The organism is [Clostridium] scindens ATCC 35704, from assembly GCF_004295125.1.
GTDB lineage: Bacteria > Bacillota > Clostridia > Lachnospirales > Lachnospiraceae > Clostridium_AP > Clostridium_AP scindens.
The window spans coordinates 319,151-336,763 of sequence record NZ_CP036170.1 but is presented as its reverse complement, the minus strand read 5'-3'; the positions used below and the strand labels follow the sequence as shown (position 1 = coordinate 336,763).

Genomic DNA, 17,613 nt, shown 5'->3' with positions numbered 1-17,613 from the left:
TGCAATCAAAAGATGTATCAGAGTATACTAAAAGTGCAATAATAAGGATGAATCTAAGAGGGGCTTTTACCCGAAAAAGGGAGAATACGTATGATTGAAACCGGAGTAATACATGGAAGATTCCAGGTACTCCACTTGAAGCATATGGAGTATATCCTGGCTGCCAAGATGCGCTGCAGGAAATTATACATTGGCATTACGAACCCAGACAGCATGCATACCAGGGATTCGGTCAATGATATCAACCGTTCGGCCAAATCGGCCAACCCGCTTACCTATTTTGAACGCTATGAGATGATACGGGGAGCTATGCAGGAGTTTCGGGTCCCGGAATCCGAGTACGACGTGATTCCGTTCCCAATCAGCTGCCCCGAGTATATTCTCCAGTATGCACCCAAAGAGGCCGTATACTATATGGGACTGTGCGATGAATGGGACGAGGAGAAATACAAGATATTAAGAAGCCTTGGGCTGGACGTAGAGGTTTTGTGGAGAAAGGCGCCGGAAGAAAAAGGCGTGACCGCCTCCTGGATCAGAAGCTGCATCGCCACCGACCAGGAATGGGCCCATCTGGTACCCAAAAGCGTATATCGTTATCTGACGGAGAACCATCTGGATGAACGAATCAAGCGATTGGAAAAAATGCGGATGGACGAAAAGGATATTAACCTGATGTGAATAAATAAGGACGCATAACATGAAATCAAAGTGTTATGCGTCCTTTATATTTTATCCCTGGCTGTATGCCTATTCCACAAACTTAACTGCCGTGCCGTATGCCATAACCTCTGCCGCGCCCTGCATGACAGCGCTGGAAGCATAGCGGATGTTGACCACCGCGTCCGCACCCATGGCCTGTGCATCGTCACACATGCGCTTGGTAGCAATAGCCCTTGCCTCGTTCATCATCTCTGTATAGGATGTAAGTTCGCCGCCTACCAGAGTCTTGAAACTGTTCATAATATCTTTTCCAAAATGAACGGATTGGATCATGGTTCCTCTTACAAGGCCGATCATTTCAAAATTTTTACCTGAGATATAATCTGTATTTACTAAGATCATTGCATAGTCCTCCTTTAGATAATGTATAATTGTATTATTTGATTAATACAATTATACTTCCTTGCTTGTCAGATGGCAAGAAGAATTTACGATTTATTATAAGTTTAATACATCCTTAATGGTGTAGAAGCCCGGCGCCTTATCTGCCAGGAATGCGGCGCAGTCGCAAGCGCCTCTTGCAAAGCATTCCCAGTTGTAAGAGTGGTGGGTAATTTCAAGGCGCTCGCCCATGCCGCCAAAGAATACGGTGTGGCTGCTTGGGATATTCCCTGCCCGCAGGGAGTGGTAGCCAATCGTGCCAGGCTCTCTGGGCGATACACCCTCCCGCCCGTATACGGCGACATCTTTTAATTCCTTGCCAAAAGCGTGGGCCATGATTTCGCCCATTTCCCTGGAAGTGCCGCTGGGAGCATCCTTTTTCCACTGGTCATGCATTTCCAGGATCTCGATATCAATCTCATCTTTTAGAGTCGTGGCTACCAGTTCCAGCAATTTATTCATAATGTTGACTAATTTGGAAGTGTTGGCGGCGTACAGCATAGGAATATCTTTGGCGGCATCCGCAAAGCGCTGCATCTCTTCTTCGGCAAATCCGGTGGTGCCGCATACAAGTGCCTTCTTGTGAGAGATAGCAAGAGACAGCACGTCCATAGCAGTCTCCTTTGTGGAAAAATCTATAATGACGTCACAGCCGTCAATAACGCTTTCCAAGTCATCGGTAACAGGAACGCCCAGCTCGCGGCCAATCATGGCAACCGTTCCCAGATCCTTTCCTATGTAATCGCGGCCCTTTGGTCCCACGCCAGCCATCAGTTCCATGTCATCCCTGGCAGCCGCCGCCTGCGTGATTAGTTTTCCCATTTTTCCTCGTGGTCCTACAACTATTACTTTCATAATATATACTCCTTTCACATACAATGAAATACCTGATATAAACTATGATTATTGTACCATAGAAATGGGAATTATAAAAAGGATTCATAAAAAAAGAAAATAGTACTTGCAATATTCGACGCGATTCGATAGAATATCTCTAGCGGGGTATGGCTCAGTTTGGTCAGAGCGCACGGCTGGGGGCCGTGAGGCCGCAGGTTCGAATCCTGTTACCCCGACTATTTATTAATCATTGAAAATGCGCTATCCTTTGTAAATATAGGGATAGCGCATTTTGATATTTTAGAATTAATCCATCATGTTGCAAAAATAACATCAAAATATAATAAAATGCAACACGAAATGCAACACGAAATCGCATATTAAAATCGCTCAATTTTATTGCCTTATACCCCTCATAGGTATAATCTTTTCTCCCATTTTTCTTCTTCTCTCAAAAAAGTCATCTATGATCTCATCTGACTTTTCTCTTACCTCATCGAAAGTATGGGTGTATGTCTGCTTCATAACCTTGTCCGACTTCCACCCGCCACGTTCCATAGCGTACTTGTCTGGTATGTGTAGAGTTGCCATTACAGATGCATTTACATGGCGTAGTTCGTGGAATGTCATGTGTGGCAATCCATTCCTTTTAAGAAGCCTTGTCCATCGTTTAGACAGTACGGATGCTGAGAACGGTATAAGATATTCCTGGTCCTCTGGCAGCATATCAATTAATTCCTTGATATATGGCGGAATTCTATGCTTGCGCTTTCGCGTGTCAACCTTCGCTACATCTTTTTCCACTGGTGTATTCCTGACATCTACGATAACCTGATCTATCTGTATATAGTTTCCGTGGATGGAAGAACGTTTCAGCCCCCTCAATTCAGATGCCGAGAAACTCAGCCACATTGCGATCAATACGGCAAGTTCGATTTCTTCCCCCTTTACGATCTCAAAAATAACCTCAGGCGGCAGCAGGCTCTTTATAGGCGGCTGTACCGCTGGCAAGGTTACGTTGGTGTCAACGCCAGGGCAATAACGCTTGATAACAGAGGATATCAAGCCATATTCGTTTTTAAGCGTTTTTGGAGATATGGGCTTGGGGTTCTTCGTGTGCCGCTTGCAAGGCCGCTTGGCTTCGGTGTTAACAGCCTCTATAAGTAATTCCTTAGTGATTTTCTCCAATTCCACATCCATAAGCATTTGGAATCCGTTTTTCTGTATCTTTTCATATTCCTCTATCGTCTTGGCTCCAAGGACTGCATCAGATGTGGAAATGTACTTTGTGATTGCTTCATTTAGAGTCATACGCTCTGGATGTCCCTTGGTCTTTTTCTTCCGCAGTTTGAATTCTGCGACCATGAAGTTAAGTTCATCTTCATCATCGGACGTGAATGATCGATATATTCTTTTACCGGAACTGTCAGTGTAATCATATACTTTCTTGTTGTAGTTGCCAGATGGTAGTACGGGCGTTTTTTTCTTTGCCATGTTTCATCCTCCTTAAAAATGCGTATAAAAATAACACTCAATCACGAACTTTCGTTCTGATTGACCGAGTGCCCTGGAAGATGCTACAATATACGTGTTAACAATTTGGTGCATCTTCTAGGATGTATCATTTCCGCTCGGTGTTGGTAGCACTGGGCGGTTTTATTTTATTCTTTTCTAATATTGATTGATACTTTGTTACCGTTTAAATCATCATCTGTCAACGAAATATTTATTATTGATGAATCAGATGACCACCTTGCATATTCAGCAGGATTATCGCTTTTTCCAGATTCATATTCATCACCATACTGTTTTGTAGATTTTTTCTTTAATGAATCGAAAAGTTTTTTTGCTTCATCAGCAGTCTCCAGTGTCCACGTTGCATTAATTGAATATATGATTTCATCACTATCAAATAAAAAACTAACATATTGTTCTTCGCAGTCATATGGGCTTTTAATGTTTGTATATGCATATACGTCACCCTGGTTTAATTCCCAATCATCTCCGTAGTTCTCTTTAACATCTTCCTTTGAATCACCAATTTTGACATCGAGAAACGCCCATACATCTTTTTGATACTTTCCACAAGATACTACTAATAGTGAGATCATTGCCGGTAAAGCGGCGATTAGAAATTTCTTTCTCATATTGTCCCTCTCTTTCCCTTACATTGAAAAATATAATTGTGTTACCATTTTATGGAATTTATGTAAATCCTTTCCAGCGACAATACATTAAAATTGTTATAAAATATAATTATAAGAAGATGCCAGAAAGGAGATAAGCGCGGATGGTCTGCTAGCCAAAAAGTTTCTTATCCACAATCTATCCACAGAGTTATCAACAAAAAAGAACGCTTGTTCGAAATATTAATGTTGAAAAATAATACAGTTGGGGGTATTATTTAATTAAGGAATTTCGAACGTGTGTTTGCTATCTCGGGAGGTCGTACATATGAACAAGGAAGAAGCAATTGAAATCATCATGGAAATGCTTATTGAAGCAGAAGAAAAACAAGTCGAGCGGATACTGTATTTTGTCAAAGCATTTCTTGGCTAGGCATTTGCCTAGCCATTTTTATGTAATTTTGTTGCTATCTTCTCCAACGTCTCCCAGTCAGATTCATCTAGTTCTGAGAGCATCTTCACAAATCGTTTCTTGAATGAATCATCAGTTTCACCGAGAACTGATCCGGCCCATGCCATTAATAGGTTTTCTTTGTCTATTTCAATAAACACGTCGCCTGTTCCATGAATTAGCCATTGTTTATTAATATTGTGTTTTTCGCATATATCGGAAATAACTCTTTCAGTCACAGCAACTTTTTTTGTTTCAATATTACCCAAATTAGAACGGGAAATTTTTATTGATTCTGCAAACTCTTCTTGTGTCATATGTAAGATATTCTTTCTTAAGTCTCTTACTCGTTCAAAGACTTCCATTAAAATCACCTCTCTTTCTCTATAGAAGCATTATAACATATGTGAAAATGCTTGTAAAGGACAAAAATAAAAATAAATGCTTGACAAGGACTTTAAAATGAAATATAATGTCCTTAACAAGCAATAAGGCGAGGTGATAAAATGTCAGAACGCGAAAAGAAAATCCTTGAAACGTTTAAAAGCGTGATACCAGAACTCACAGAGTTAGAAAGGGAAAAATTGCTTTCCTTTGGTGAAGGGATGGCTTTTAAGGCTCAGGAACTCAAAAAGAAAGATAATCCAGACGGGAAGGAGGGTGGAGATTGAAAACCTTAGAATTAAAAGGCGGTAAGTTATACATTGGTGGCGAAGAGATCACTAATATGAAGCATTACAGCATATATGGTAATTCTAAAAACGATGTAGCAGAACTGAATATATGTATGGATGTGGCATTAGAGGGAGACTCTTTTAGCATTCAAGAGGTAATCGAGCGTGATGATTACAGTAAGAACCTTGAAGGCAGTATTCGCAAGATGAATAAGGCCCACAAGACACAGATAGCAGTTTTGATTGTACAATCCTTGTGCCTCATAGGCCTGATAGCAAACCTTGTATCTCAAATTAATTTTTGAGTTGTCGTATAGCATTCGCTATTGATTCCAGGCGTGATGTAGTTGGAAAGTCTGGCTTCAAAGTGGCTTCAAGTTGCTGTTGCATTATATCGGTCTGCTTCTTGGTGTAGCGGATAGAGATAATGGTGCATGTGACAGTGATAACAGTAAGAATTAGGTTTGCGATTGTAAGTATTATGGTACACATCGTATTGTCTCCTTATTATTTATTTGGCGTGAAGGCCATTCTAATCAAATTATAGGAGAAATACCATGAGATAACAACAAGGAGGTGGGTAAATGCCAGCATTAAAGGTAAGCGACAAGGAGATGAAAAACCGCATACTGCTAGGGAGCCTCGAAAACCGCATGAAGATCATGGGGTTTGATAAGAAGGGGATGGCACAGCGTATAGGGATGCCATACAGCACGTTTTGTCTTCGCTTACGTAATCCTGGTAAGTTCAACATAGATGAATTACAGGCGTTATTCTCGGCTCTAAAAATGCCGGATGACGAGAAGGAGAAGTTAGGAAGGGAAGTGATGTAGGAAAATGAGGAAAATCAAGAGCAAGACACGTCTTGCAATCCTGGCAGGGCAGAAGATAGCCCAGGCGACAGGAGTGGCCGCCACGGTCCTGATATTGGGGACATTAGGAGGCATTGAAAACGGGATGGACATGCTCAAGGGCATAGCAATCCTGGCAGCCAGCGGAGGGGCGCTAGCATTCTCGGTAGCGGTATACAGGGTGCTTGATGATGCTCTCTTCTGGGAGCATCGGAGACGGATGGAAAAGAAAAGAGCGCCCTCATAGGCTGGAAAGCCTCGGGCACTCTAATAATCGATCAACATAATTATAATAGAAATTGGAGGAAACGTCAAATGAAGAAATTTGAAAAATCAATGACGAACAGAGAGAAGATGAAGATTCATGAACTCCTGAGCCTGTGCATGGAAATACAGGAGCATGGGCATGGAGAAAACGGATATCCATATATTGGTTTTGAAACGTCAAATTATGGCACGAGCATAGAAGTGAGAATAATGGACGATGGTTTCAGATCAGGCCACGGATATGACGCAATCTATTCATTTGCGTTTGACCGCATAAGCGAACGCACATACAGCAACTGCAAGAAATACCTGGATGATCTAAGAAAGAAGGTGCAGGAATGTACGGATACATCTGTGAACACTGCGGAGCGCACCTAGACCCGGGAGAGCATTGCGATTGTCGTGACAAACATTTGGAAAAGTTACATAAACGAAAGGCAACAAACTTAACATTAGAAGAACTATTGGAGGTAGAAGAATGTTATCAGGAAAAATTAGAGATTTGCTATTAAGTACTGAAAGAACTGGAATGATTGGACTTATCGGATATATGGAGGATGCCGGATTTTTTTCATCCCCTTGCAGTACAAGCCACCACTTATCAAAAGAGGGAGGGCTTGCGGAACATAGCCTTAATGTATATTACATGGCGTTTGGACTTGCAAAATTAATTACTGGAAAAGAAGAGATAGACAAGAAAACAACTGATTCATTAATCATTTGTTCTCTGCTTCATGATATAGGGAAAATGGGACAGTTCAATAAGCCCGGATATATCCCTAACATGATTAAGGGGAGAGCAACAAAGGCTAACCCAAACCCAGAGCCTAAGCAAAGCGATAGCAAACCTTATAAAGTAAACCCAGAACTACTATCTGTAGATCATGAAGTAAGATCATTGGCTATCATATCAAAGTACATTGACTTGACGGAAGAGGAACAACAGGCAATTCTTTGGCATAACGGACTATATGGGCCATTCAAGTATGAGATACAGGGAAAAGAGACCCTGCTATATATGATTCTTCATTTTGCCGATATGTTGGCTAGCAGGGTAGTTGAGAAGGAGGATATAGAAGATGGAGAAGTTTAGGCTGCTTCGAGAGAACGAAATTGAATGTCGCGTTGCCACCGTGAAAGGCAATGGACTATCACTTCTGCTTTACAAAGATGCCAGATGCGATATGAATATTCTTGATGAAATAATTGGCCCTGAGAACTGGCAGAGATCACACAGCAGAGACAACGCAAACTGCACTGTAAGTATCTGGGATGACAATAAAAACATGTGGATATCCAAAGAGGACACTGGAACAGAAAGCAATTCAGAGAAGGAGAAAGGGCTTGCATCAGATAGTTTCAAGCGTGCCTGCTTTAATTGGGGGATTGGAAGAGAACTATACACGGCCCCGTTTATATGGATTGATTCTAAATACTGTGATATCAAAGAAATCACCAAGAACGGAAAACAAGCACATGCATGCTATGACAGATTCTATGTTAGCAAAATCGGATATGATGACAAGAATGCTATTAATATGCTTCAAATTAAGAATTCAAAGACGCACAAGGTAGTATATGAATTAGGAAAGTTTGAGAGTCAAGATGATGCGGGTATTTCAGAAAATCCTGCTACTGTTGCGCAGAAAAAGACTATTCGCGCACTTTGCGAAAAGCATAAGATCGAAGTTGAAATGCTATATGCGTCAAACGGTATCACGGAGGAAACGGTGACGGACAATCAGGCAGCGGAGATTATGCAAGGGTTTAAAAAAAAGTATGGTGATAATTAATGGACTTTTCGGGACATTTTGACAGCCTGATGGTGGATTTATTGGCCGGAAAGCAGAAAGCCGTCCTGACGCTGAATGAGGATGCCAGAGGGGCATTCGACAGCCTCAAGGACTTCCCGCTATCCATCACCATCAAGAAGTACCGGAAGAAGCGGTCACTGAACGCGAACGCATACTTCCACGTCCTGGTCGGGAAACTGGCTGATACGCTAGGGACCAGCAAGGCGTACATGAAGAACACGCTCTTGCAGAAGTACGGGCAACTGGCGATCGAGAATGACAGCATCGTGCCGCTAATCATCCGGGACGACATCGACATGATGGAGCGCGAAGAGATACACGTCAGGCCAACGGACAAGACGAGGATCATGGATGACGGCAAGGCGTACCGGGTGTACCTCCTGCTGCGCGGCTCCCATACCTACAATACCGCGGAGATGTCGTCCCTGATTGACGGGACTGTGCAGGATGCGAAGGAGCAGGGCATAGAGACCGCCACCCCGGACGAGTTGGAGCGCATGAAGCAGCAATGGAGGGTTGAGGCATGAAGAGGCTATGGAGCATATTCACGGATGACATGGACTGCTGCATGTATACCGGGATATACGGCGTGGAGCGTCACCACGTATTCAGCCATACTTCCCAGGAGCGCAAGTTGTGCGAGAAGTACGGTTTCATAGCGCCGCTGACCCCAGCGCTTCATCCGAACGGCGTGCATGCCGGAAAGGAAGCGGCGAAAGTGGACAAGGAATTGCGGCAGAGGTGCAAGGAATATTACATTGCACACTATGGAAGCGAGGAGCAGTTCCGGCAGGAATTCTACTACAGTAGTTAGCCAACAGGCTTGACTATATATGCAACTAGCCGTGTTGCACACAGAAACAATGTATCACGAGTAACTTATTGACCGCCAGCACCCAGGCGTAAGGGCCTGGGAGAAGGGAGGATCATGGTAGGACAGATCGAATTAGAGGATTACCTGAAATCAATCAACAGGGAATCCCTCAACATATTAGACTACATTCCGACAGGACGCATGAATGCCATCACACGGCATGCGCTGGCCATCCGCACAGGCATATCAGACCGACAGGTTAGGGACCTGATCCACTACGCCAGGAGAGACATTCCGATACTCAACATGCAGGATGGGAGGGGCTATTTTATCCCGGATATGAATGACGATGTTGAGAGAGGCATGCTTGCCGCATATGTAAGGCAGGAGGAAAACAGGCTTAGAAGCATAGGCTGGTCTCTTGCATCTGCAAGGCAGACATGCCGGAACTGCGGCATAGATTGGAGAGCCAGCAGAAACGGGATTGTGGAAAAAGCGAGGCGAGCCGGAATCCGAAAGGGTGCTTGATGAGTATGGACGGGTGGATAAAAGTACATAGGAGCATCCTTGACAATCCCATCTGGATTGAAAGGCCATTCAGCAAGGGGCAAGCCTGGATAGACATAATCCTGCTTGCGAACCACAAGGGTAAGGACGTTCTGGTTGGAAACCGAATGCAGCATATAAGCCGAGGCAGTTTCCTGACATCCGAACTCAAGTTGATGGACCGCTGGGGATGGAGCAAGAAGAAGGTAAGAGGGTTTCTCGAACTTCTTGTGTCGGTCAACATGATAGAGAAAATTGGTAACCGTCAAGGAACCGTCATAAACGTTGTAAACTACGGAAAATATCAGGATTTGGGAACTGAAAATGAACCGAAAGGAGACCACGAAGGAACCGAAAGGAGACCACGAAGGGTACACAACCAAGAAAGAAAGAATGATAAGAATGATAAGAATAGTATAGATAATATGCCCTCTGGCACAAGTGCCGAGCGCAATCCCGAGTACCCGTACAAGGAGATTGTTGATTATCTAAACCAGAAGGCTGGGACATCATATCGTTCGACATCCAAGGACACGCGCAAGCATATTCAGGCACGCGTGAATGATGGGTATACCATTGAGGATTTCAAGGCTGTGATTGACAAGAAAGTACAGGAATGGGGAGCAGAGCCGAAGCCCGGAGAAAAGGATATGAGGCCATACATAAGGCCATCCACGCTATTCGGGACTAAATTTGAGAATTATTTACAGGCCCCATCCGCAAAGCAGACAAGAAGAGCAAATAATGGCTTCAACAACTTCCAAGGCCGCGACTATAAGGATATGTCGGACTTGGAGAGAAAACTAATACAGTAGGAGGGAATATGGAACGTTGATTAAAAAAGTGACAATAGACTACGAAAAACTGTGCGAAGAACTTAATCGGCAGGGAAAGACGAAGCAGGGGTTCTCCATTGAAATCGGGCGTGGGAAGGACTACATAGTCAGCATCAAGCACAGGCCGGAGCAGCCTGAGAATATGGAGAGCCTGATGTGCACGCTTCTGGGACTTGATGCTGGCAGCCTTGTAAAGAAGGAGAATCCTGTACAGAAGGGAGCAGAAGCAAAGGTGCTGGAAAACATACACCGGAAGTTATGCGAGATAGAGGGAGCAGTCAGTGGTCAGACAGAGATGCTTGAGAAGATATTCGGGAAATCCAATGCAAACACCATCCAGATTGAGAAGGTCAAGGACATGCTCATATCCGCTTCTGAGACGGAGAGCGACCGGGCAGAGAAACTTCTTACGGACATGATGGAGACCGGCGAGGCACTGGCACAGGATATTTTTGCGAAGGCCGATGAAATGTGCATCTCCAGGAAGGAGATCATGAGAGCCAAGAAGAAACTCGATGTAAGGGTATCCACGACAGGATACGGGCATAGCCAGAAAGCAGTATGGAGGATATGACATGTTCGAAAACAACAGATACACGCACTCTTCCGGCAAGCAGCAGATCGTAGTTCCTAATGTCAAGCCTGGGAACATGAACGCATTCAGGTACGGAGGCACCAAGCGGAAGAGGAAGATCATCAAGAGAGGAAAATAGCCATGAGGAAGAAACTGATAGCAGCGGCAATCATCCTGATTCTGCTTGCGGCGGCGGTAGCCGTGAGGATGCATCTAAATGCGGAGCCTGACCAGCCGGAGCCAGAGGCGCAGCCGCTTGTGATAACAGAGCCGGAGCCATGCCTTACGGGCACGGTAATAGTATACGGGGAGGGAGTCAGGGAATCCGTATACAACGGGCGCATAGAGATTGAGAATGACGGCAGTGACGGAAATGAGATACGCATATTCGTATATGCTGGAGAAGGAGGTAAGAAGTAAGTATGGCTATGAAACATAAGAAAAAACAAGGATTCAAGGATGGAGATAAAGTAAGGTGGTTTCTAAATCCAGCAGAGTATATCACTGGTGTTGTTGTGGAAGTTTGTGGTGATGGAACGGTATGGGTAGAGCATAGCAACGGACAACAAGGACATTACGAGGAAACAGAATTGGTACGGGATAATCAATAACTTAGCATTTAGACGCGGCAGCAGTTGACCTTATGTTAGATCGGGAAGCTAATCAAATGACAAGGCTTAAGGAAGTATTAGACCAAGTAGAAGACCGTTACGACTATTGCTTTATTGATTGCCCGCCAGGTGTGGGAATCAATGTACTTAACGTCCTGGCAGCAGCAAACGACGTAATTATACCGATTAAGGCAGATAAGAACGCCTTAGACGGAATGGAAGAACTGACAGAGGTAATAGAGGAAGTAAGACCGTATAACCTGGGCTTATCACTGGTAAAGTGCCTTGTTACCATGTTTACGAACGATATAGAGGTAGTCAAAGGCGAAGAAGCGTTACAGAAAAGCACTTACAGCACGTTCTATACGCATATCAGACACAGTAAGAAGGTTAACGCCTGGACGTTTGAGAAGGGAAAGAGCCTGGTAGAAGTAACGCCGAGAAGCGCAGCGACACGGGACTATAAAAACCTGGCATTAGAATATATGGAATTGACGAAAGAGGTAAAAAGAAATGGCAATGAGTGAAGAAGAATTAAGAGAAAGAGAGAGTTGGACGACAATACAAAAAGAAAATTATACAATTCAAACGATATTAAAGGCGTGCATAATGCACAAATGGAATATATCTGTAAGTTTTAGCGGAGGGAAAGACAGCCAGGTGTTATTAGATATGACAGCGTGGATGTGGAAAAAGAGCGAAGAAGAACACGGGAAAAAGCCATTAAATGTGGTATTTTCTAATACGTCAAATGAATTTGCGAAAATGGAACTATTTGTCAAAGAATATTGTGATCTAATGGAAAGGAAACACGATATAAAGATACGTTTGTATGTCGTAAGAGGGGAAAAGACGTATTACGAGGTAGTAAAAGATATAGGCTACCCGGTAGTAAGTAAAACAACATGTAGAAAAGTTCGAGATATAAGAAAATGGATAAAGAAAGAAAAAATAAAATGGGAAGATATAAGCGACAAATTAGATAACGGAATAGAAAGCGCAAATTTATTAAGAAAACTAGGGGCAAGCAATACGGTAGTGCTATACCTTACAGGAATAAGAAAAGATAATACAGAAGGGGCGACACAATCTAGGCTACCAAAAAAGTGGAGACCGTTAATAATTGCAGATTTTGAGGTATCGGAAGAATGCTGTACGATCTTAAAGAAAATACCACAGAAAAGAATACAAAATGATATAGGGTCAATAGCGATAATTGGAGAAATGGCAGAAGAAAGCCAAAACCGAAGGAGTAAATACAAAAAAACAGGGTGTTTTGTTACAAGCGGAAAAAAGATAATGGTAAAACCTATGGGATTTTGGTTAGAAAAGAACGTCCTGGAATATATAAAAAAATATGATTTACCTACGTTTTTTGTATATGGAAAATTAGTAGAAGAAAACGGGGAACTAAGATTTACAGGAGAACAAAGAACGGGGTGCAAATTATGTCTCTTTGGTATTCAATTCGATACAGAGAGATTAAAGAGATTAAAGCAGATAGAGCCACAAACCTATAAATTTGCAGTAAAACCAGTAGAGGAAGGCGGATTAGGGTACAGGAAAGTAATTGAGTACATAAATAAAAAATGCGGTTGTAACGTATGGATAGACGAAGAAGAACCATGAGCCGATGGATTTAAGTGAGAAGATTGGGCGTTTAGCGGAGGTATATATGCTGAAAGAAAAAACAGAAAGGCAGTTAGAAGAAGTATATCAGAGTAGAAAGCCGTATTTGAATCAAAAAGATAGCTGCGAAGAATTGCATGAAATGTGCAGAAATTGTGATATTTTTTGCGGAACAAAAAACCACGATTATTCAGAATGCAGAAATCTTGCGTGCTTCAAGAACTGGCTCGGACTGGAATATTTAGACTGGGTAAACGGATATTAGGATTTAAAGGAGAAAAACAATGGTAAATGGAAAGGCGAAGTTAATATTTGGAACTGGGGATATTATGATGACACCTGTCCTGCATAGCGAAAACAATATTCCGCAGTATGGTATGCTGGCATTTAGCGGAGGAAGGAGGATCTATGAAGAGTGTGCTGAGATATCCAGGAGCAAAGAATCGTCTTGCACCGTGGATATGTGAATATATACCAAAGCATGATGTGTATTTAGAACCTTTCGCCGGAAGCCTGGCTGTACTTTTTAACAAGCCGAAAAGTCATATCGAGACAGTTAATGACTTAGATGGAGAGGTTGTAAACTTCTTTCGAATTGTGAGAGATAGAGAATCAGAGTTGAGGAGAGCGATTGAGTTGACACCATTCTCCAGAAGTGAATATGAAGCTGCATATGAACAGACAGAGGATGAACTGGAGAATGCGAGGAGGTTTGCCATTAAGTGCTGGATGGGTTTTGGATGTGGAAATTTGTACCGGAACGGCTTTAAATCTGGTCAGCAAAAGAATTCACCAAATCCAGCCAGAGCATGGGCGGCACTTCCTGATACGATAGAATTGGCATCGGAGAGATTAAGAGAAGTGCAGATTGAGAAACTTCCGGCCGAAGAACTGATTGGGAGATATGACACAGAGGATGTATTTATTTATGCGGATCCTCCATATCTACATGGGACACGTAAGAATTATTTATATAAATGTGAAATGTCCGATGAAGAGCATAAAGAATTATTGGGGATGCTTACCAGACATCCAGGAAAGGTGCTGATATCAGGATATGATAACGACCTATATAACAGCATGCTTACTGGGTGGAATAAAACACAGAAGGATACAAGAGCCGAAGGTGGACGGAAAAGGACGGAAACATTGTGGATGAATTATAACCTTGATAGCACACAGATATCGTTGGTTATCTAAATTAGCATTTGATGGAGGAAACGAATATGATAATTGATTTAAGCAGGTTTAAGGTGGTACACGGAGACAAGATACTGAATGCCGTAGCACTAATGAATGTTAGGATGCCAGATGATATCAACTGGGAAGCAAGGGAAACGGTGATCAAGCCCAATAGGATCGAGGTTTTGGCAATCAATGAAGATGGAAATATCGTATCAATTATGGATGAGGCATGGACATTTCAATTTTTGCCAATAATTTCAAATTAGGATTTTTCTGGAGGAGAATAAAAATGAAAAGGTGTGTGAACGACGAAACCAGAGCCTTCATGGAAGAACAATTCGCGGACTGTCTGGATTTTGAGCAGGTGGCTGATTTGTATGCTGATTTTCAGTGTGTGGTGCGGGAATTAATGATTCATAAGAGTAAGGCATTAACTGAGGATAATTAGGGTTTAGTCAATGAAAATTTAAAGAAAGGAGTCGGAACTCTGGCCAGAGTGAAGATGCATCGGTTCCTTTCAGAAGAATGAGTAAATTAAAATGCGAGATTTATCGTGATTCTATGCAGAATTACAAAAGATATGCAATACCAAGAGCACAGTTAGTTATTGCAGATGTGCCATATAATGTGGGGAACAATTTTTACGGAAGCAATCCAATGTGGTATAACGGAGGTGACAATAGGAATGGAGAGAGTAGGCTCGCCGGTAAGGCAGCGTTTAATTCAGATTTTAACTTCAATCTTTACGAATATTTTCATTTTTGTTCAAAGATGTTAAAGAGAGATGATAAGAAGCCAGTGCGAAGAGGAAGGAGCAGCGATTCTCCATGCATGATCGTGTTTTGCAGTTTTGAACAGATACAGACTCTAATAAAAGCGGCAGAAAAGCATGGGTTCGTGCATTACATACCGCTTGTGTTTTGCAAAAACTACAGTCCACAGGTATTAAAAGCAAATATGAGGATTGTAGGTGCTACAGAATACGCCTTGTTACTTTATCGTGACAGGCTTCCAAAATTTCGAAACGGTGTAAAGTCAGACGAAAACGGCAAGACGATACCGGGAACAGGTCATATGGTGTTTAACTGGTTTATGTGGGAGCGTGACGGGAAGGATGTTCCGAAAATCCATCCAGCACAGAAAAGCGTGAAAGTGCTTAAAAAGTTAATAGAGACATTCACAGATCCCGGTGATGTGGTAATAGACCCGTGTTGCGGGAGCGGAGCAACATTAAGAGCGGCTCATGAACTTGGAAGAAATGCATTTGGATTTGAAATTGACCGCACGTTTTACAGAAGAGCAAAAAATGAGATGCTAAAGTTTGAAAATAGTCAGATGAGCATATCGGACTTTCCGGGAGTTCTGACTTAGAAAGGAGTGATAACATGCGTGTATTGCCGATATTGTTTAATACCGAGATGGTTCGGGCGATACTGGACGGGAGAAAGACGGTTACGCGGCGGGTGATTAAGGGCCTGCCGGATGGAACATATGATGTAAAGTTTAATGGTGAAGAATGGGAAGCGCTGTTTGGAACCGTTGGAAAAGGTGCGTGCTTCGATTTTTACAAAGAACTTAAACTGCCCTGTCAGACAGGAGATATTCTGTATGTCCGGGAAACATGGCAAGAGTGTTGCAGGAATACGATACATAGCCAAATTGTACATAATAAGTATTGTTTCAAAGCAAGCGTGGATAATCCAATTTACGGATGCATTGATAGAGAGTGCGGACAGATTTGCAATTGGAAACCATCAATCCATATGCCAAAGGAAGCCGCCCGTATCTGGCTTAAGGTTACGGATGTACGGGTGGAGCGATTGCAGGATATTGATGACGAGCAGGCAATAAAGGAAGGTTTTGAAGGAGAGCGTTGTCACTGTGGAGGAACGGCATACGCATGTACTGATTGCTACAACAGTGGCTGGATTGAACCGCCATTTGTTGGATTTATGTATACATGGAACTCCACCATCAAGAAAGCAGACCTTGATCGTTACGGTTGGGACGCGAATCCGTGGGTATGGGTTATCGCATTTGAGAGGTGCGAGAAACCAGAAGAAGAAAAGTGACTGCCGCACTATACGGTAGATGAGTATATTTTAAAAAAATTGGGTGAGTGTACGTTGAAAATAAAATAAAACAAGCAGTGGAATACCGACCAAAGTATAATCTCCACTGCTCATTCACCTAAGAAGATTGTATCATATGACTTCTTCTTAGGCAATACCAAGGAGGAAATATTATGTATACAAATGAGAATGTAAATATTAAGAGCAACATTATTAACAACATTATGCTGCAAATGTCCGTATATCTGGACGCGGTAACACTGGATATCCTACAGAAAGTAATAGAGGAACAGTTCGTATTCCTGAATGTGGAGCGGATCACGACCCTTCCGGCCAAAGTGGATACAAGCACGGAGGAAAAGAATAACTATCTTATCGACTTGTACAGGCTTAAGAAGAGCAGGCTGGCAAAAGAGACGATGGATCAGTATATAGGAGCGATAACGCGTCTTATTACCCAGGTAGACAAGCCTCTTACCGACATAGACGAGATAGACATAGACTACTATCTCCGGTATTACGAGAATCGAAACGTGAAGAACAACAGAGGCAAGAACCAGGCCAGCACTTGCAATAACGAGCGCAGATATCTATCTGCATTCTTCACATGGCTACGCAAGGAGAAGTTTGTGACATACAATCCTGTCGAATGCGTGGAGCCGAAGAGGGAGCGCAGAAAGCCGATAGACTATTTCAGGCCGGGTCAGATGGAGGAACTAAGGGAAGGATGCATTACCCTGAGAGACAGGGCATTGGTAGAAGCCCTGAGAAGCACCGGGGCCAGGGTAGGCGAGATCGTGCCGATCAATAGGGATGACATCGACTGGAATACGGGAGATGTGACCATTCTTGGCGAGAAGGGTGGAAGATACCGAGTGATCTATCTGGACGAGGTGGCAAGGTATCATCTCCGCAAGTATTTGGAGAGCAGGAAGGATGAGAACGAGGCATTATTTGTGTGGGAGAGATCGCCGCATAACCGTCTTGACAAGACTGGAATCAGGGCATCTCTTAAGACGATCGCCGGACGCGCAGGGCTTAAGTGCCGCGTATATCCACACAAGATGCGAAAAACCTTGGGAATGCAGTTGAAGAACCAGGGAGTAGACATTGGGGATATCCAGGAGATACTTGGACATAGCAACCCGAACGTTACGAGCCGCTATTATGCGGAGTCCACGCCGGACACATTGCGTGACGTAAGACGAAGGGCGGCAGCATAGGG

Annotated in this window: 31 protein-coding genes and 1 tRNA gene; 27 read left to right on the top strand and 5 right to left on the bottom strand. The window is 43.1% G+C overall.

The genetic code is table 11. The features are described 5' to 3' along the window. The first annotated feature begins 90 nt into the window (after positions 1 to 90). Positions 91 to 678: a nucleotidyl transferase family protein gene (locus tag HDCHBGLK_RS01675; RefSeq protein ID WP_004605883.1), complete on the top strand. Its 588-nt coding sequence runs from the start codon at positions 91 to 93 to the stop codon at positions 676 to 678. 69 nt (positions 679 to 747) lie between these two features. Here HDCHBGLK_RS01675 and HDCHBGLK_RS01670 read toward each other — a convergent pair whose 3' ends face one another. After that, positions 748 to 1,062 carry a YbjQ family protein gene (locus HDCHBGLK_RS01670; protein ID WP_004605882.1) on the bottom strand — a complete coding sequence of 105 codons (315 nt, stop codon included), beginning with the start codon at positions 1,060 to 1,062 and terminating at the stop codon, positions 748 to 750. A gap of 96 nt (positions 1,063 to 1,158) precedes the next feature. After that, positions 1,159 to 1,956 carry a 4-hydroxy-tetrahydrodipicolinate reductase gene (gene dapB, locus HDCHBGLK_RS01665; protein ID WP_004605881.1) on the bottom strand — a complete coding sequence of 266 codons (798 nt, stop codon included), beginning with the start codon at positions 1,954 to 1,956 and terminating at the stop codon, positions 1,159 to 1,161. 143 nt (positions 1,957 to 2,099) lie between these two features. Between dapB and HDCHBGLK_RS01660 the strand changes: the two genes are divergently transcribed. Next, positions 2,100 to 2,174 (top strand) — tRNA-Pro (locus HDCHBGLK_RS01660). A 160-nt stretch (positions 2,175 to 2,334) separates the two neighbouring features. On the opposite strand, the gene HDCHBGLK_RS01655 is transcribed toward HDCHBGLK_RS01660, so the two are convergent. The 3 genes from HDCHBGLK_RS01655 to HDCHBGLK_RS01645 all read right to left on the bottom strand — a co-directional run bounded on the left by HDCHBGLK_RS01655 (position 2,335) and on the right by HDCHBGLK_RS01645 (position 4,880). After that, positions 2,335 to 3,432 (bottom strand): tyrosine-type recombinase/integrase, encoded by a 1,098-nt coding sequence (locus HDCHBGLK_RS01655; RefSeq protein WP_004605880.1) that lies wholly within the window; start codon positions 3,430 to 3,432, stop codon positions 2,335 to 2,337. 167 nt (positions 3,433 to 3,599) lie between these two features. Further along, positions 3,600 to 4,085 (bottom strand): hypothetical protein, encoded by a 486-nt coding sequence (locus HDCHBGLK_RS01650; RefSeq protein WP_004605879.1) that lies wholly within the window; start codon positions 4,083 to 4,085, stop codon positions 3,600 to 3,602. A 420-nt stretch (positions 4,086 to 4,505) separates the two neighbouring features. Further along, a complete protein-coding gene (locus HDCHBGLK_RS01645) occupies positions 4,506 to 4,880 on the bottom strand; it encodes a helix-turn-helix domain-containing protein (RefSeq protein ID WP_004605878.1) in 375 nt (124 codons plus the stop codon). 141 nt (positions 4,881 to 5,021) lie between these two features. On the opposite strand from HDCHBGLK_RS01645, the gene HDCHBGLK_RS18870 reads away from it, so the two are divergent. The 25 genes from HDCHBGLK_RS18870 to HDCHBGLK_RS01540 all read left to right on the top strand — a co-directional run bounded on the left by HDCHBGLK_RS18870 (position 5,022) and on the right by HDCHBGLK_RS01540 (position 17,611). Further along, positions 5,022 to 5,186 carry a hypothetical protein gene (locus tag HDCHBGLK_RS18870; RefSeq protein ID WP_004605877.1) on the top strand — a complete coding sequence of 55 codons (165 nt, stop codon included), beginning with the start codon at positions 5,022 to 5,024 and terminating at the stop codon, positions 5,184 to 5,186. Then, on the top strand, positions 5,183 to 5,494 hold the full coding sequence (locus HDCHBGLK_RS01640) for a hypothetical protein (RefSeq protein ID WP_004605876.1): 312 nt from the start codon (positions 5,183 to 5,185) through the stop codon (positions 5,492 to 5,494). The genes HDCHBGLK_RS18870 and HDCHBGLK_RS01640 overlap by 4 nt, the downstream gene beginning before the upstream one ends. A 279-nt stretch (positions 5,495 to 5,773) precedes the next feature. Continuing rightward, positions 5,774 to 6,022, top strand: a complete 249-nt coding sequence (locus tag HDCHBGLK_RS01635; RefSeq protein ID WP_004605874.1) for a hypothetical protein — start codon at positions 5,774 to 5,776, stop codon at positions 6,020 to 6,022. A 4-nt stretch (positions 6,023 to 6,026) separates the two neighbouring features. Next, positions 6,027 to 6,287, top strand: a complete 261-nt coding sequence (locus HDCHBGLK_RS01630; RefSeq protein ID WP_004605873.1) for a hypothetical protein — start codon at positions 6,027 to 6,029, stop codon at positions 6,285 to 6,287. A 68-nt stretch (positions 6,288 to 6,355) separates the two neighbouring features. Next, entirely contained in the window at positions 6,356 to 6,685 is a 330-nt protein-coding gene (locus tag HDCHBGLK_RS01625) for a hypothetical protein (RefSeq protein ID WP_004605872.1), read from the top strand. A 100-nt stretch (positions 6,686 to 6,785) separates the two neighbouring features. Continuing rightward, the gene (locus HDCHBGLK_RS01620) at positions 6,786 to 7,400 is read left to right on the top strand and encodes an HD domain-containing protein (RefSeq protein ID WP_004605871.1); all 615 of its coding nucleotides are present in this window, start codon (positions 6,786 to 6,788) and stop codon (positions 7,398 to 7,400) included. Next, positions 7,387 to 8,100, top strand: a complete 714-nt coding sequence (locus tag HDCHBGLK_RS01615; RefSeq protein WP_004605870.1) for a hypothetical protein — start codon at positions 7,387 to 7,389, stop codon at positions 8,098 to 8,100. The genes HDCHBGLK_RS01620 and HDCHBGLK_RS01615 overlap by 14 nt, the downstream gene beginning before the upstream one ends. Then, on the top strand, positions 8,100 to 8,648 hold the full coding sequence (locus tag HDCHBGLK_RS01610) for a hypothetical protein (protein ID WP_004605869.1): 549 nt from the start codon (positions 8,100 to 8,102) through the stop codon (positions 8,646 to 8,648). The genes HDCHBGLK_RS01615 and HDCHBGLK_RS01610 overlap by 1 nt, the downstream gene beginning before the upstream one ends. Continuing rightward, positions 8,645 to 8,935 carry a hypothetical protein gene (locus HDCHBGLK_RS01605; protein WP_004605868.1) on the top strand — a complete coding sequence of 97 codons (291 nt, stop codon included), beginning with the start codon at positions 8,645 to 8,647 and terminating at the stop codon, positions 8,933 to 8,935. Before HDCHBGLK_RS01610 ends, HDCHBGLK_RS01605 begins: the two co-directional genes overlap by 4 nt. 114 nt (positions 8,936 to 9,049) lie before the next feature. Next, positions 9,050 to 9,463 (top strand): hypothetical protein, encoded by a 414-nt coding sequence (locus HDCHBGLK_RS01600; protein WP_004605867.1) that lies wholly within the window; start codon positions 9,050 to 9,052, stop codon positions 9,461 to 9,463. Positions 9,464 to 9,468: 5 nt separating this feature from the next. After that, the gene (locus HDCHBGLK_RS01595) at positions 9,469 to 10,296 is read left to right on the top strand and encodes a conserved phage C-terminal domain-containing protein (RefSeq protein WP_233440728.1); all 828 of its coding nucleotides are present in this window, start codon (positions 9,469 to 9,471) and stop codon (positions 10,294 to 10,296) included. A gap of 16 nt (positions 10,297 to 10,312) precedes the next feature. Further along, positions 10,313 to 10,891 carry a hypothetical protein gene (locus HDCHBGLK_RS01590; RefSeq protein ID WP_004605865.1) on the top strand — a complete coding sequence of 193 codons (579 nt, stop codon included), beginning with the start codon at positions 10,313 to 10,315 and terminating at the stop codon, positions 10,889 to 10,891. A gap of 1 nt (position 10,892) precedes the next feature. Then, positions 10,893 to 11,030, top strand: coding sequence for a hypothetical protein (locus tag HDCHBGLK_RS18740; protein WP_004605864.1), 138 nt, complete (start codon positions 10,893 to 10,895; stop codon positions 11,028 to 11,030). 2 nt (positions 11,031 to 11,032) lie between these two features. Beyond that, positions 11,033 to 11,311: a hypothetical protein gene (locus HDCHBGLK_RS01585; RefSeq protein ID WP_004605863.1), complete on the top strand. Its 279-nt coding sequence runs from the start codon at positions 11,033 to 11,035 to the stop codon at positions 11,309 to 11,311. A 2-nt stretch (positions 11,312 to 11,313) separates the two neighbouring features. Beyond that, the gene (locus HDCHBGLK_RS01580; protein ID WP_004605862.1) at positions 11,314 to 11,502 is read left to right on the top strand and encodes a hypothetical protein; all 189 of its coding nucleotides are present in this window, start codon (positions 11,314 to 11,316) and stop codon (positions 11,500 to 11,502) included. Positions 11,503 to 11,534: 32 nt separating this feature from the next. Continuing rightward, entirely contained in the window at positions 11,535 to 12,029 is a 495-nt protein-coding gene (locus HDCHBGLK_RS01575) for a ParA family protein (RefSeq protein WP_004605861.1), read from the top strand. Beyond that, positions 12,016 to 13,131 carry a phosphoadenosine phosphosulfate reductase domain-containing protein gene (locus HDCHBGLK_RS01570; protein ID WP_004605860.1) on the top strand — a complete coding sequence of 372 codons (1,116 nt, stop codon included), beginning with the start codon at positions 12,016 to 12,018 and terminating at the stop codon, positions 13,129 to 13,131. The genes HDCHBGLK_RS01575 and HDCHBGLK_RS01570 overlap by 14 nt, the downstream gene beginning before the upstream one ends. Before the next feature lie 46 nt (positions 13,132 to 13,177). Then, a complete protein-coding gene (locus tag HDCHBGLK_RS01565; RefSeq protein ID WP_130574552.1) occupies positions 13,178 to 13,396 on the top strand; it encodes a hypothetical protein in 219 nt (72 codons plus the stop codon). 19 nt (positions 13,397 to 13,415) lie between these two features. After that, on the top strand, positions 13,416 to 13,598 hold the full coding sequence (locus tag HDCHBGLK_RS18735) for a hypothetical protein (protein WP_004605858.1): 183 nt from the start codon (positions 13,416 to 13,418) through the stop codon (positions 13,596 to 13,598). Further along, entirely contained in the window at positions 13,540 to 14,331 is a 792-nt protein-coding gene (locus HDCHBGLK_RS01560) for a DNA adenine methylase (protein ID WP_039909449.1), read from the top strand. Before HDCHBGLK_RS18735 ends, HDCHBGLK_RS01560 begins: the two co-directional genes overlap by 59 nt. A gap of 26 nt (positions 14,332 to 14,357) precedes the next feature. Then, positions 14,358 to 14,582 carry a hypothetical protein gene (locus tag HDCHBGLK_RS01555; RefSeq protein ID WP_039909448.1) on the top strand — a complete coding sequence of 75 codons (225 nt, stop codon included), beginning with the start codon at positions 14,358 to 14,360 and terminating at the stop codon, positions 14,580 to 14,582. Between the two features lie 23 nt (positions 14,583 to 14,605). After that, the gene (locus HDCHBGLK_RS18730; RefSeq protein ID WP_004605855.1) at positions 14,606 to 14,764 is read left to right on the top strand and encodes a hypothetical protein; all 159 of its coding nucleotides are present in this window, start codon (positions 14,606 to 14,608) and stop codon (positions 14,762 to 14,764) included. A 77-nt stretch (positions 14,765 to 14,841) separates the two neighbouring features. After that, positions 14,842 to 15,687 carry a DNA-methyltransferase gene (locus tag HDCHBGLK_RS01550; RefSeq protein ID WP_004605854.1) on the top strand — a complete coding sequence of 282 codons (846 nt, stop codon included), beginning with the start codon at positions 14,842 to 14,844 and terminating at the stop codon, positions 15,685 to 15,687. Positions 15,688 to 15,701: 14 nt separating this feature from the next. Then, positions 15,702 to 16,388: a hypothetical protein gene (locus tag HDCHBGLK_RS01545; RefSeq protein ID WP_004605853.1), complete on the top strand. Its 687-nt coding sequence runs from the start codon at positions 15,702 to 15,704 to the stop codon at positions 16,386 to 16,388. Positions 16,389 to 16,561: 173 nt separating this feature from the next. Then, entirely contained in the window at positions 16,562 to 17,611 is a 1,050-nt protein-coding gene (locus HDCHBGLK_RS01540) for a tyrosine-type recombinase/integrase (RefSeq protein WP_004605852.1), read from the top strand. Positions 17,612 to 17,613 lie beyond the last annotated feature (2 nt).